General features: G+C 58.0%; 11 protein-coding genes. 5 read left to right on the top strand and 6 right to left on the bottom strand.

From position 1 onward, the window contains the following. Window positions 1–956: 956 nt before the first annotated feature. A complete protein-coding gene (locus CLV74_RS22015) occupies window positions 957–1,634 on the top strand; it encodes a DNA-binding protein (protein WP_170108134.1) in 678 nt (225 codons plus the stop codon). Window positions 1,635–1,974: 340 nt separating this feature from the next. On the opposite strand, the gene CLV74_RS22010 is transcribed toward CLV74_RS22015, so the two are convergent. The 4 genes from CLV74_RS22010 to CLV74_RS21995 all read right to left on the bottom strand — a co-directional run bounded on the left by CLV74_RS22010 (window position 1,975) and on the right by CLV74_RS21995 (window position 6,954). Further along, window positions 1,975–3,168 (bottom strand): Fic family protein, encoded by a 1,194-nt coding sequence (locus CLV74_RS22010; RefSeq protein ID WP_170108133.1) that lies wholly within the window; start codon window positions 3,166–3,168, stop codon window positions 1,975–1,977. A 66-nt stretch (window positions 3,169–3,234) separates the two neighbouring features. Further along, complete coding sequence (locus CLV74_RS22005; protein WP_170108132.1) at window positions 3,235–5,253, bottom strand: AAA family ATPase; 2,019 nt, start codon at window positions 5,251–5,253, stop codon at window positions 3,235–3,237. Between the two features lie 111 nt (window positions 5,254–5,364). Next, a complete protein-coding gene (locus tag CLV74_RS22000) occupies window positions 5,365–6,315 on the bottom strand; it encodes a GIY-YIG nuclease family protein (RefSeq protein WP_170108131.1) in 951 nt (316 codons plus the stop codon). A 117-nt stretch (window positions 6,316–6,432) separates the two neighbouring features. Next, window positions 6,433–6,954: a hypothetical protein gene (locus CLV74_RS21995; RefSeq protein WP_106269028.1), complete on the bottom strand. Its 522-nt coding sequence runs from the start codon at window positions 6,952–6,954 to the stop codon at window positions 6,433–6,435. Between the two features lie 127 nt (window positions 6,955–7,081). Here CLV74_RS21995 and CLV74_RS21990 point away from each other — a divergent pair, with 127 nt between their 5' ends. The 4 genes from CLV74_RS21990 (at window position 7,082) to CLV74_RS21970 (ending at window position 10,517) form a co-directional block, all read left to right on the top strand. Continuing rightward, window positions 7,082–7,249, top strand: coding sequence for a ribbon-helix-helix protein, CopG family (locus CLV74_RS21990; protein WP_245888658.1), 168 nt, complete (start codon window positions 7,082–7,084; stop codon window positions 7,247–7,249). A gap of 272 nt (window positions 7,250–7,521) precedes the next feature. Beyond that, complete coding sequence (locus tag CLV74_RS23510; RefSeq protein ID WP_425430994.1) at window positions 7,522–8,034, top strand: plasmid mobilization protein; 513 nt, start codon at window positions 7,522–7,524, stop codon at window positions 8,032–8,034. A 1,161-nt stretch (window positions 8,035–9,195) separates the two neighbouring features. Then, window positions 9,196–9,534, top strand: coding sequence for a hypothetical protein (locus CLV74_RS21975; protein WP_106269021.1), 339 nt, complete (start codon window positions 9,196–9,198; stop codon window positions 9,532–9,534). Window positions 9,535–10,172: 638 nt separating this feature from the next. Further along, a complete protein-coding gene (locus CLV74_RS21970) occupies window positions 10,173–10,517 on the top strand; it encodes a phosphoglycerate kinase (RefSeq protein WP_146135006.1) in 345 nt (114 codons plus the stop codon). A 124-nt stretch (window positions 10,518–10,641) separates the two neighbouring features. On the opposite strand, the gene CLV74_RS21965 is transcribed toward CLV74_RS21970, so the two are convergent. Together CLV74_RS21965 and CLV74_RS21960 are read right to left on the bottom strand one after the other, a co-directional pair. Further along, on the bottom strand, window positions 10,642–10,923 hold the full coding sequence (locus tag CLV74_RS21965; RefSeq protein ID WP_106269040.1) for a WGR domain-containing protein: 282 nt from the start codon (window positions 10,921–10,923) through the stop codon (window positions 10,642–10,644). Window positions 10,924–11,848: 925 nt separating this feature from the next. Then, window positions 11,849–12,376, bottom strand: a complete 528-nt coding sequence (locus CLV74_RS21960; protein ID WP_106269017.1) for a hypothetical protein — start codon at window positions 12,374–12,376, stop codon at window positions 11,849–11,851. Between the last annotated feature and the right edge of the window lie 456 nt (window positions 12,377–12,832).

Below are 12,832 nucleotides of genomic sequence, written 5' to 3'. Positions count from 1 at the left end.
TGGGAAACGATAGCCTTTCAGGCGCGGCATCTCAGCTGGTATCATCATGCCAAAACGCTAGACGCCCTCAGGTGCTTCAGCAAGTTGGCAATGCCAGTAACAGGCATTTCCGATGCCCCTCATCCTTGGCCTCGTCACGATCGCGTCTAGAGTATGAGAGCTGAATGCCAGAGCCAGCATTCAAAGTCGTCGAAGCTTTTTTGTGGTAAACCGACAAGACTCCAAGCTCAAAACACATTCCGAATTTGGCATGTTTTGAGCCTATTACAGAGGGTTTTACGCTGAAATCTGGCTTCCTCCCGGCATTTTGCCATTTTTTGATGATTATTATTCAACAAAAACAACAGTGTAACACTTTTTTCAGTTTGTTACAGCGCTGTTGCGGGCGCTGCAACATGCCTAAAGCACTGAAATCTAAAGATCTTTCTATCTATCTATACCATGTAACAGATAAATAGATATATGTTCTTACATACACATACACACACGCACCTACACACGCGCAGGGAGCTATTCATCCGCACGCAACATGCAACATACCTTAAGCACCTGTATTTACTCGATATTATTGTTGCGTGATCTAAGGTGCGGCGCTTTTTGATGAAGATTTCCAATATTTAACAAACACTTAATCGTTCCGAGGTACCATTTCGGCCTGTGCAACATTTTTGAAAGCGCGCGGGGGGCCGCTGAAACCCCAATAAAACAAGGGAGTTTCGAGGCAAAGAAAAGACCGGCACTTGCATAATTCATAGATATTGATGGACAAACGTGCCGATTTCCGGGGCGCCTACGGCAAAAATCGGGCCGGTCGGACCATGAGGTCGCCTCTCTACCCACGCACCCCAACCCCCGCGAAAAAAACGCATTCTCCCGAAAAAAACTTGGCTTCGCGCTCTAGCGGGAAATTTTTGAGGCTCTTACGTCGCCTAGAGCAACAGAAGCGGAGCAGGCAAATGTCGAATAAAAATATGAAAACTCTCAACCTGGATGACGTAAACTTGGCGCGTCAGCAGGCGCTGCGAGACGGAAAGAAACCTACCGTGAGCCTGATCCACAACACTATTGGCGGCAATACCGGCGCCATCGGAGCACTGCTCTCTGAGCTCGCGGATCGCGATGATCGCGCCAGGGCCGCGTTCGACCTGCCCGACGAATTCTTGATCGCTGGCCTGTCGAGCCTCAACCAAATGTGGTCTGAGGCGCTGGCACAAAATGGCGCCGAGCTCTCGGGGGCGCGGGCCCAACTTGAGGCTCTCAGCGCTGACCGCGCCGCTCTGCAGACACAGCTCGAAATGCATATTGCAGAGAATGCCCAGTTGTCGGACGAACGCCACTCTCTGGCGGAGCGTCTCGCCGAAGCGGATCAAAAACTTGCGTCGCTTGAGGCCTTGGAAGCGAAGATGGGCGAGATGCAGGCCCGCCATGACGAGGCGATGTCCGAGGCGGCTGCAAGAATTCAAGCTGCAGAGACTGGTTTCGAGGCCGCCAAGGCAACGTGGACAGAACGCGAGAGGTCGCTCATGGCGCGCGTTGAGGAGGCGCAGAAAACGGCAGAGCGCTACCGGGTGCAGTTTGAGAGCTTTGCACATCGCGTTCTCGACCGCGTAGGCCCACTCGCCGAAGCGGGGTAGGCGCAGGGGGAGCACCGTGATTGATGTCCTTTGCATCCTGACGGCGCGGTGCATAGCGCAGTATCGAACAAGCCGCGATAGTACCGCCAGGACGGACGCGAGGGATGAGGTTTCAGATCGGCGGAACTGCCGGGCCAACAGAGCCGCTGCCATAGCGTGCCTGAGACAGATGCCGGAGCACCAGCGTCTCGCGCACATGAGAGTATTCAACCAGCTCGGCCCTTCTGGGCAACTGCCGCCCTGTCCATGTCTCTCTGGAGCCCTTTGCCAAAACCCGAGCGACCTCTGCCGAGGCAATGGAGAACTTTTCTCACAGGGGAGGGTCTACGAGAACACACTGTCATGCATCGTCACAAAACAGATGGGGGAATAGGCGCTCGTGATAGGCAAGTGGGCACGCCAACCGGAGGGGCGCCGCCGGGCTGGTCGATTTCAACAGACCTGCATGTAGGAGGCAGTCGATATCCGATCGGGCAACACTCACCGACGGCTCAAGCACAGAGTGGATCTGGTCGCGTGTCACCTCGCCCTGACTCAGGACCAGATCAACGAGACGAGAGAGTTGGGGGCGCTCGGGATAGAGATCGCAGATGAGCCCCCCATATCGCGCAGCAATAGCGGCCGGATCGAAAAGAGCGGTCGCAAACCGGATTTCGGCCTGCATCACCTGCAAAAACCACAAGGCGAAACTCTCGAGCATCGCCAAAGACAGGTTCCCGCGCCCGTCACGATCGCCGCGACGCGGCTGGTCAGCCGCCGCGAGACGCTGTTTGTACTCAGCGGAGTCCTCAAGCCCCCGCGCCAGCCCTCGGCTGACCGACCAGAGACCCTGCCCATCGAGTTCGGCGGCATGGATCATGGCATGGGTCATCAACCGGCAAACGCGCCCGTTGCCATCGTCGAATGGATGGATATAGCTGAGCCGATGATGCGCAGCTGGGATCGCGAGACAGCGTCCGGTGGTTCCGCGGGTGAGACCACTATAGCGGCGCTCGAAATATGCCATGAACGCCGCGATCCGATGTCCGGAGGGCGGCATGTGGGCACCAACCGTCACATCGTGACCTGCACCTCGGAATATCCCGGGCAGGATCTCGCGGCTGAGATACCCGTGCTCGGCAACACGTAGCGCGGGAGGCATCCTATCGTAGAGACGCCTGTGCAATTCCTGAATGAACACTGCGGATGTCGGAGCGGGCAGTGTGCCCTCAACCGCTTGCGCATCAACCCAAGCCTGCACATGAACGTGAGCGACTATTTCTTGAACCATGTCCGGGTGTTCCACATCGGCCCATCGCCCTGCCAGCGCCCGCTCGATATCGGGGGGGTTAGCAATATGCCCCTCGATGCGGTTCGAATGCTGCGCATTCGCGATGCGCATCATCGCGCGCAGCTCCTCCGCAACACCGGTATTCAGCCGTGTCCCGAGGTCGTTTGCTGCAGACCGGAGTTCATGGACTAATTCCAAGAGCCCGCTCGGGACCGTCTCCTCTAGACCGCAGGGCTCCAAACGGGCCGGGGTTTCAAGTGCCATGTTGGTCATCCTCGTTCTGCCGAGCGGTGCAACAGCGCAGGGCTGCTCCCCTGTTGCACGGTAATTTCAAGGAGCGCGCTCTGGTGGGGTCCGAGCGTCGGAGGTCTGCTCTGCTGGGTCAGAGGAGGCGTCGCCTGCGAACAGTTCGACGGGGAGCGCTGGCGCCCGATCCGACGCGAGCGGCACATGGACCACGGATCGCAGCAACCGTTCCAGATCCGCCGCATTGAGTTCGCGCGCCGCGAGCAGGGCATCCGCCAGCGCCCGCAGGACCATTTCATTCCGCCGCACGGCTTGGAATGCGAGTTTCTGCGCCACGGACATTCGTTTTCGAACGGCCGTATGCAGCTCCGGTGGCCATGTTTGCGGCCGGTCAGCAGAGTATGGCAGGTACACAGGCATGAGGGCCCCAACACAAATCCGCGTTTCCGCGGTGAGTGCCAACCCTGTCGCCTGAGCAATGTCAGACTCTGCGCCCGCTGAGGCCGTTCCAAAAATCAACAATTCAGCAGCGCGCCCTCCCAGTAGAGTTGCCATCAGCTGCTCGAGCTCGCGCTGGCCGAGCGTCAACGGGGGCTTGGAGGCGACATGCGCCTCTCGAGCAGAGACAATCGCACGCTCTGGCAGCGGCAGGCCGACCGACGCGCATACAACCGCATGGCCAGCCTCATGGAGCGCAATCCTCTCCAATGGCCCCTCTGGAGCGGTCCGCCCATTCTCACCGATAACTTGCAGCAGATCCGCATCCGTGATCGGACGGCCTGCGCGGCGCGCAATCGCGCGGGCTTTGGTCGCTGCGGTGGCAACATCGGCCCCCGACTGGCCCACCAGCAAACGGCTCATGGCGGCGAGATCAAGATCTGCTCCGGCGGAGGCCAGACGTTTTCGGAGGATCGTTTCGATGCCCGCACGATCCGGGAGACCCACATAGAAATGTGTGTCGAGGCGCCCGGCGCGGATCAGTGCGGGATCGATTTTAGAGATGTGATTGCTGGCCGCCATCACTACAACACCGGGTGTTCGATGGAGACGCGTAAACAGCTCCAGCGCATGATTTACAACCGCAGTCACATAGGATTCGTTGTGCCCACCCTGAGCCGATCGGTCTGGCAATGAATCGATCTCATCAACAAAAAACAGGCTCGGCGCGTGGGCGATGGCTTCTCTGGCCCGTCGCTCCATCGCGGCGAAATAATCTGACAGCGAGCCTGCAGCCTGTGCCTCGGCATAGGTTGCGCTGACAAAACGCAGCCCTGCAGAACCTGCAAGTGCTTGGGCAACGGAAGTTTTCCCGCAACCGGGCGGGCCATAGAGCAGCGTACTGCAGGAGACATCGTCCCATGCCACCGCGCCAGCCCGCCACCCATTGAGGTCGGCAACGATGCCACGCAAATGCCCCTCGAGTTCATCGGAGAGATGCAGATCCTCGAGGGTCAGATCGGGTTTTTCCGGTCCCTTGAGGCGGCGGGCTGCGTTCAGGATCGTGCGGACCATACTACCGGCTGTCTCAAGCCGCAGTGCCCCAATGATCGCCGCGCCTGGCAGGCATGCAATGGCATCGTCCGCCTCCGACAGGCGCGCTGCCAGTTTGCGCGAGGGGGCATGCCCGAGGGCGCGCATGACCTCGGCTACCATAGTGCCGGAGAGCGGGGGCAGACGATATGTACGAGATAGGAGGAGGCGCCCCGCATCCGAGAGATCCCCCTCGTCGCGAACGACCGCGACCACGGCTTTGCCGCGGAGGAGGGCTGTGTCGAGCGCTGCGTGAAATTGCTTGCTCAAGTGTCTCTGGTCGCGGCTTCCCGAACCCTCAAACGTGACCACGCAGAGATCTGCCATCAGATTGCGGGCCAAACCGTCAGACAGGGCGGCAAAAACCGCTTCCGCGGCCGAGGCGAAATGGACCCGCACCTCGCTGTCCTCATGACAGAGGAGGGTGACGGTCATTTGTGTATCCAGCGCACGCGCGGCCTCTGGTGTGCCAATTGCCGTGAGGAACCGCGCCGCCATAAGCATTTTTCCGACCGGTTGCAGCACAGATTCGCTGTCTGGCGGGTTCACCATGTCCGGCAGAACGCGGCGCATGAACCGAATTGGGTGGGACGGAGATGACATAAATTTTGCTCCATTGCGCAAAGTGGAGAGGGTCTCCGTCAGGCGCGCCGGACGGAGACCGAATGCAGGGATCGGCAAGCTTTAAGCCTCTGTGCGGGCTCTCAAATCGGCGAAAAGCTTGCGAATGCGCGGCAGCGCCTCGATTCGGTAGATCTCGGACGTGACCCCGATCCAATCGAGTTCCTCCGCGCTGACCACCCACTCGGGATGCGCATCTCGCAGAGTTTTGTGGATTTGTTTCTCCGCTCTGAGGGCCTCTGCACCGGTGTCGAACCGAATTTTCTCAAGCACCTCCGCATGGACGCCATCGGCCAGATCAAACTGGTGTCGCAAGCGCGCCTCCGGCCGCCGGCTCATGCCTACTTTGACGAACTCCCCGGCCCCATCCGGCAGCTCAAAATAATCAAGATAGATATAACTGGTATCCGACAGCCAACCTTCGGAGCAGCTATGACAGGCAAATCGCCCCGAGAGCATGTTGCTAACGGTGATATCCTGTTGGTGGCTACATCCATGGTGGAGATACCGGCGATAGTTGGGATCGCCGTTCGACGGCGCGCCGAGCAGGATCCAGCCATGTTTTCGCGCCTCAGCGGCATTTCTATTTTCCAAACAGGTTTCGCAGCGGAGCGCGACCTTGCCAGCCCCGATTTTCTGGACAAACACCCGTTGGCGCGAGACCTCATGTCCGCAGGACGCGCGGTAAATCCCGCGATGGCTGTCGTGTGGGCAGGGCCGGAGAAATTCCAGTCCTGCAGCGGTGGCTTCTCGCGCCATCGCCCTGAGATAACAGGAGGTGCATTCCGGCCGCGCCGTCCTGAGCACATGGGTATGCACCGCCATGACGCCGTCGCAGGAGAGGCAACGCAGATAGACCTGCGCCCGAATTTTCGGGTCCCGTCCAAAGTAGCGGTACCCGTGTTGGCTGGCCAAGCTGTGCCAGGACGGTTTCGCCAGACGGTGATCAATGAGAATGTGTGCGACATGCGCAGGTGCGCGGCGAGAGCGCCGCGAATAATGAACGAGGGGCATTTGAAATTTCCCGAAAAACATGACCAATGGGTGCGCCCGCGATGGGCGCACTCGAAAAGGGATGGCTTTGGACGAATGAGGGCGGTCACACTGTTGAGAGGACCAACCGGACCTGGCTCAGTGCAAATTGAGCTGCGGGTCAGGTGCGCCCGATCGGTAAAGATCAAGGCTATCGAGGCCATCGAGACGCGCCGCAACCGCTTGCAGAACTGTGAAAAAATCGCGGTCCGCGACGGAGGCGTTGGGCAGGATGCAGGTCTCGGCGATCAACCGGCGCGCCGCGGCAATTTCGCGGTCAAATTCGCCAGAAGACTCGGAGGAGAGAACAGAGCGGAGACAATAAGTCATTTTGCGTAGGACACAGCTGTTTCCCACGCCTGTCGCCGCTGCAGTGGTCGCCGCCAGACAGTCGGTCACCCGGTCCCAGGCCGCCTCTGACTCGCGCAAATATTTAGAGACCGCAGGATCGCCCATACCCCCAGGCAGTCCCTCGGAGGCCCAGGTCAGTTCGAGCTCGGCTGCGGTAGCCGTGTCGATGTCCGTCAGCAGTTGGAGAAAATTCCGGCGCAAAATATGTGCGCTATAGTCTCGGGTGGATTTCGTTTGCGCAGGGCGCGTGATAGCAACGGCAGTAGCCATGGTGAACCTCTTATCCAGGTTTGCGTGTGGTTAGGGGCGGCTGAGTGTTGGCGCACTTGACCGTCCCGCAGTTACAATGTAATCGCGATTACATGATTTCGCAAGCCTTGCTGAGGAGAAATTCGTCATGTCCGCGAAAAGAGATGTCATGGAACCGCAGATGGTCCGCATGAGCGCCGAGTTGCTCGCAAGGATCGATGAGGCGCGGCGCCAGGCGCCGGATCTACCGACGCGCCCGGAAATCATCCGGCGCATGCTCACCGAGTGGCTCGATCAGCACGAGATCGGAGAGTAATCTTAGGATCATGATGCCGTCCTGTCTGCCGATGCCGGTCTGAGACCTGTCACTCTGAGGGACACCCTCTACCCTTGGAGTGTGACCGTATTCCGCAAGGATGGCCCTGATTCCAAATCTAGAAAATCCTTGAAAAACTTTATGCATTACCACCTCAAGCTGGTGGTGCTTGGCTCTTAAGGGCGGAGGCTGGCAAATTTTTTAGATGTGCTGCGCTGCCCTTAGACATCTGTCCTCCCCCCTAAAATAAAGGCCGATCCCATTCTTGGTGGATGGCGGGTGGCCCCACTTGTCCACAGTTCTACGCGCGTGTGCCGCCGCGGCGGCCGCAGGTCGTGCGATGTTGTTTCTGCCTCGGGCGTTCAGCTCGACGGCGTGAACAGCAAGGGTCCCACGGCGGGCCCGTAATCGAGACAGCGACCATGAGCCATAGATATCATCGGAATGCACCAACCAAGGGCCGCAGGATACATGCCACAGACGAAGAATGGTCTCGCGTGCAATCCGCAGCGGCCCGGGCACAATTGTCGGTGTCGGCATTCGTCGTGCAATCGACACAGTCGCGGAAGCTCTTGGCGCCGCCCCCCCAGCGGACAGAGGTCATTCGTCTCTTGACCGCGTGTCATGGGCTGCTCGCAGAAATTGCGGACCAAGCCCGGTTTGACCGCGACACAGACGCAGCCACTATAGCGACCGGAATGACGGAGGTCTCGGCACTGCTTGACGCGGTTCTGCAGTCCGCACTGGCAGAGCGGAGAGCTGATGAGGCGGTTTCATGCTCCTGACCTGGTCACCCCACGGCAAAAACGATGTCCGCGCGGCGGTCGATTATCTCACTGCGCCACGGGTCACCAAACCGCTCGCCGGACGCCCTCATTCTGTGGTTCGGAGCCCCGCACCTGAAACCCTCTCTGGCAATGCGCAGCTGGTGACCCAATACACCAATGCGCTCCCGTTCCGGTGCCGATACGCGGTCGCAACGCTAAGTTTTGCGCAGGAAGACATCCGCGTTGACGCTTTCCGAAACGGCGATCCTGAGGTGCGAAGGATGCTACAGTCAGCCGCTGAGCTTTGTATCGCATTTGCCTATTGCGGCATCCCCGCGCGGGCGCGACCGCCGATCTTGGTCACGGCTCAGACCCATACAGGCCGTGTCGAACTCAGCATCGTTTTCCCCAGAGCCGCGGGCATGCCAGGCGCGCGGCTCTATGCGGTGAACCCAAACCCTCCCACGGCCGCCAGCCGGGCGGGGTGGAATGCTCTGGTCGATGTGCTCAATGACCATGTCGGATGGGCAGATCCCCGAGACCCCCTGCGCCGGCAGTGGCTGTCGGCCCCGAGTTGGATGGTGGCCGAAGCCGCAGAACTCCGCCGCGCCAAATCCGCTGGGGCACGCGGATTCGATCTAAGTGCGCCTTGGTTCCAGGCTTGGCGCCTCTGCCGCGCCGCCGCCCGCGACACCGAGGGAGATCGCGATGAGATCGTCGCGCGGCTCAACGCGGGGCTCGCCTGCCACAATTGGGGCGTGACCAGTCAAAGCCGGCGCGACCTCACCTGCGGCCCCCTTATCGGACCCGGGCCACATGTAACGTTTACCGGTGCCGTTCTGCGCGGCGGCGAGGACGACGCGATCGATCCATTCGACGCCATCCGCGCAAGGCAATTTGAAATCCTGGATGCCCCGACGCGTCTAGAGGAGGCCATCGCGCGACGCTGGGAGGCAAATCGGCGCCTCCGCTCTTGGAGCTGGGTCGATCCGCCCGACCCAATGCAGTTTCTGAGCAGCACGCGCCCTGCAGGATCGCCGCGCGAAACGCTCATGGGCGCGCTGGAGCGTATGACCGCACGTGTTCGCATTTTCATCCAGTCTCACTGGCTCGCGAAAACTCTCCTGAAACACCCCACAAATGGCCTCCGCGCCATCGTTGCACAGCTGAACAAACTCAATGACCAGTACAACACCCCAAGACCCACACCTCCTTTCTCGGATAGAAACCCTGATCGACCTGCTGCGCCAAATGCTCGATCGCGAGGGCCATCCCCTCGCCGACAGGCTGGACCAGTTTCTGATCGACATTTCCCAGATCGAGCGCGCGATGACATCGGCGGCCGAGAACCTGACCCAAGCGGTGCCGAAACTCGCCGAAGCACCCTCCCGTTCGGATTTGGCCCTCGTCGAGGACCGGATCGGAACGCTGCTCGAGGAGGTGATCGACCGTCAGGTCCGGTTGGACGCTCAGCTGGATCTGTTGTTCCAGCCCGTTGGAGCAGAGGGCGGTGGTTGAGAGAGGTCGGGCGTCTGGCGCGCAGATGGGTTGGGGCCTGCACCCTAGCTTGGAGATCAGATGCAGCAGGGAATGAGGGGATCTTTGTTCAGGCCGGTCATCGTGCGGTGTGGGTTCCAGTAACTGATCACTCTCCGGACGCTGAATGGGAAGCGCGTGTTGCCAGCACGTTGCAAAAGCCCGCGCCCGCATCACTAAACGGCGCGGCGGAGAGGCCTCGGTAAAGCCCAAGTCGCAAGCCGCATGTCTATCTCGGACCTGCGGGGCGGCGACAGGCCGGCGCGCGCCGCTGGGAGGGACCGCCAGCGACAACGGCGCGCGACAAAACTGTGATCTACTCCAAGGTTTTGGCGCTTAGCACCCAGTCGGTCATTGCGCTGGCACCGCACATTTTAAGACAGCATTTACGGAGCGACAGCCGAACAAAACTGATCGTGCCCGTGCTGCGGCGGCGATGGAGCGGGGCTCCTGCAGCTACTAACAACTCATGTGGATAACTCTCAGGACGCGCGAGCCTGCTGAAAAACCAGCCCTTATATTGAAACTGACGAGACGGAGACAACTCGTACAGAGCGGGGATCACCCCGCGTTTGGCAGACAAAACAGCGGAGTCAAATTTGGGTCTGGATATGCACGCAATGATCACCAAAGAGCCCCTCGCAGGCGAGGCCGATTGCAACCCTGTAGAAGTCGAAGACCTCTACTCGTGGCGCAGACACCACGGCCTGCACGCATGGATGAAAGAGCTATATTTCATGAAAGGCGGCACGGATCGGATGTTCAATGGCGCGACCGTGGTACTGAACGCTCAAGACCTGGACGTGCTTCATATAATTATCAAAGCAAGCCCCCTGCTGGAAACGGCTGGACTTTATTTCGACATCCCTGACGAGACCGAGATACTTGGGGATCTAGAATTCGTCACACTGGCCCGCAAAGCCCTCGCTGACGGGTATAGCGTTCTCTATACATCCTCCTGGTAGAAGAACGCCAAAACGATCACGAGAGCGTTTTGGCGTTCTCGGAGATGCTTCGTTGAGGACAGGATCCTTCAACCAAGAGAACCTCGGCAGGCGGCCTGTAGTCCGGTCTCAGCCGAGGCTCGTGCTATCGTGCGACGTCGGAAAACTGCGCATCGGCGATGTCACCCTCAGCGCGATACCCGCGTTTGAGTTTTTGACGACGAAGCTCGTTCAAAGCAGCAGACGCCTCCTCAAGCTGAGAGAATGTCTGCAGTTTCATCTGCCCATTACTGCCGATACGACCCCAAGTCCGGATCAACATGACCTCTCCAAACAAAGTCGGCTCTATAGACAGCGCATAAAACCGCGACATATTGCACGATGGGTCGCGACGGATCAGGTGAAGAGGTGCAGGGCTCTGTGGCATGGCATAGAGTATGTCCCCCTGCCCCAGCTCAGTCCAATTCAATTCCTGAATCCAATCATCGCGTTCGATTCAGGGCCGTGATGGTAGACGGGAGCCCATCTTGAGGCTGGTATACTATTCACAAATTGGGCGCGGGCACTGATGATCATCATCGGCCCCGACACCGGCTTCGAACCGCGGTCACGGTGGCCATCCTGTGGGCTCTTTCATGAAAATGCGTTTCAGCGGCTTTAGCAGATAGCAAAAGAGCGCATGCGGCCCACATGATCCATGATGGTGTCGTGGTACAAATCCAAAGCGATTCAACTTCTCTTTCCCTGCGAGCCTTCCTGCCAGCGTGTGATACTGTACTCCGAAAAAAGATAAATTATGACAACGCAGCCAAATCCAAATCTTTAGCCTCGGTCTTTTGACGAAGAAAATATATCCATTACTCGCGGCTGAATGAATATCATTGCAAAGAAGCCTTACGGATATCCTCCGAAAATTGTAATGTTTGAATATCGAATGAATTTGATAGACCTGAGAGAACATGAACAGTTCTCTCAGGTCTATCTCCCCGCCTGATACGGGGTATGTCCCCGCCTTGCACGGGGCATGTCGAGCGCCGCTTTCGCGGATGTTCTAAATTCCGGTTTAATAAACCCTGTTACAGGTTCTGGAATTTAATGCAGATACTCGGGACATCCCCACCTATGCGGGGCAATTCTCCGTTGTTCTCGCTTGATACAAAATACAAATATGTCAGCGAAACTATACCGCAAGAGCCTTCGAAGAACTTTTTTGAAAAATCTTGCCTTTCATTTTCGGGGGCCTCGAAAAGCCATAATGCTCCAAAATCATCCTGGACCTGTCAGAGCCTAGGACGCTCGCGGCCATTGCTCTCTCTGACTGGGAGCCTGTCCGAATTTCTACGATGCAGGCTTTATGTCTCGATCGCGTTTTGCTGGTGCTCTGGCATGTGTTCGTCGGTAGCTGTCGCGGCACTCGGTGCGCTGTTGTCATTAGCAGCCACAGGAACAGGAATGTCACGGGAATACAAAACCTCTTCGGACACTCCGTAGTCGCGAACCAAGAGCACCTTACGATGCTCGATGGATGCCAGAGCTTGTTTATCCGTCAACGTCACATCGCAAATTTTGCGAGATTGCGGATAAACGCGATCCTTCTCAGCCCTCACGAGAAACCAGTCCTTTGCTCCGCGCTTCAAAACGCAACGGGTCGATTTTGCTGAATAACGATAGGACATAGATGAGGGTCCCTCCGGGCGGCATTCAACTGTTGCACCCGTCCACGCGGCTTTCGGCAGCACCTCCGCGAGTTTTTTCTCGGCGAGCTCCACATAGTAGCTCTTGAGATGAGAGCTGGTCGTGATCGTGAAATTTTTTGCTTTGCCGTTAACCGTTTTTAGCATTGCCTCAACTGCGTGCTCTTTGTTAAGATTAATTTTCATTGTCCTGCTCTTTTCCTCTTTTTTGTTACGAAGCGCGGTATTGCGCGTCCGTTTGGGCCATCTGGGGCGCCTTAAACACCCAAGATGATTGCGCCCCCCAAATGATCCAAGTTCCTGATTTCTTGCGATCAGATCATTCATCAGTCGTGGCGAGATAAGAGCCTGTCGAAAAAGCAACAGGCCCAAAAAGCAATTTTTTTAGATTTTCGCGATTTTTTTGGCTACCTTATTGATCAGCCACATCGCGTAAGTCTCACCATCAATTTCCGCTAGAGGCCTGAGGAAGTTTATTTCAAGTAAATCGCAAATTTTCGGCGCAGCGCGTTGGTCGACCCTGCTGCAGAGACATAGAGTTATTGGGCTAGGGTCAGGATGCATTGATTTTCAAAGCGCTGCGTGATTCACGGCCCGGAAAACGGAGCGGTGACATGAGCGACCTTTTCTGGCTGACCGACG

It is taken from the genome of Donghicola tyrosinivorans (genome assembly GCF_003003355.1).
GTDB lineage: Bacteria > Pseudomonadota > Alphaproteobacteria > Rhodobacterales > Rhodobacteraceae > Donghicola > Donghicola tyrosinivorans.
Note: the sequence above shows the minus strand (reverse complement) of the source record. Positions and strands in the feature narration are given on the sequence as shown.

Coding starts and splice junctions, on each gene's coding strand:
- CLV74_RS21975 (WP_106269021.1), top strand. CDS start 9,196: ATGACCAGTACAACACCCCAAGACCCACACCTCCTTTCTCGGATAGAA.
- CLV74_RS23510 (WP_425430994.1), top strand. CDS start 7,522: ATGGCGGGTGGCCCCACTTGTCCACAGTTCTACGCGCGTGTGCCGCCG.
- CLV74_RS21970 (WP_146135006.1), top strand. CDS start 10,173: ATGATCACCAAAGAGCCCCTCGCAGGCGAGGCCGATTGCAACCCTGTA.
- CLV74_RS21995 (WP_106269028.1), bottom strand. CDS start 6,954: ATGGCTACTGCCGTTGCTATCACGCGCCCTGCGCAAACGAAATCCACC.
- CLV74_RS21990 (WP_245888658.1), top strand. CDS start 7,082: ATGTCCGCGAAAAGAGATGTCATGGAACCGCAGATGGTCCGCATGAGC.
- CLV74_RS21960 (WP_106269017.1), bottom strand. CDS start 12,376: ATGAAAATTAATCTTAACAAAGAGCACGCAGTTGAGGCAATGCTAAAA.
- CLV74_RS22010 (WP_170108133.1), bottom strand. CDS start 3,168: ATGGCACTTGAAACCCCGGCCCGTTTGGAGCCCTGCGGTCTAGAGGAG.
- CLV74_RS22005 (WP_170108132.1), bottom strand. CDS start 5,253: ATGCGCCGCGTTCTGCCGGACATGGTGAACCCGCCAGACAGCGAATCT.
- CLV74_RS22015 (WP_170108134.1), top strand. CDS start 957: ATGTCGAATAAAAATATGAAAACTCTCAACCTGGATGACGTAAACTTG.
- CLV74_RS21965 (WP_106269040.1), bottom strand. CDS start 10,923: ATGCCACAGAGCCCTGCACCTCTTCACCTGATCCGTCGCGACCCATCG.
- CLV74_RS22000 (WP_170108131.1), bottom strand. CDS start 6,315: ATGCCCCTCGTTCATTATTCGCGGCGCTCTCGCCGCGCACCTGCGCAT.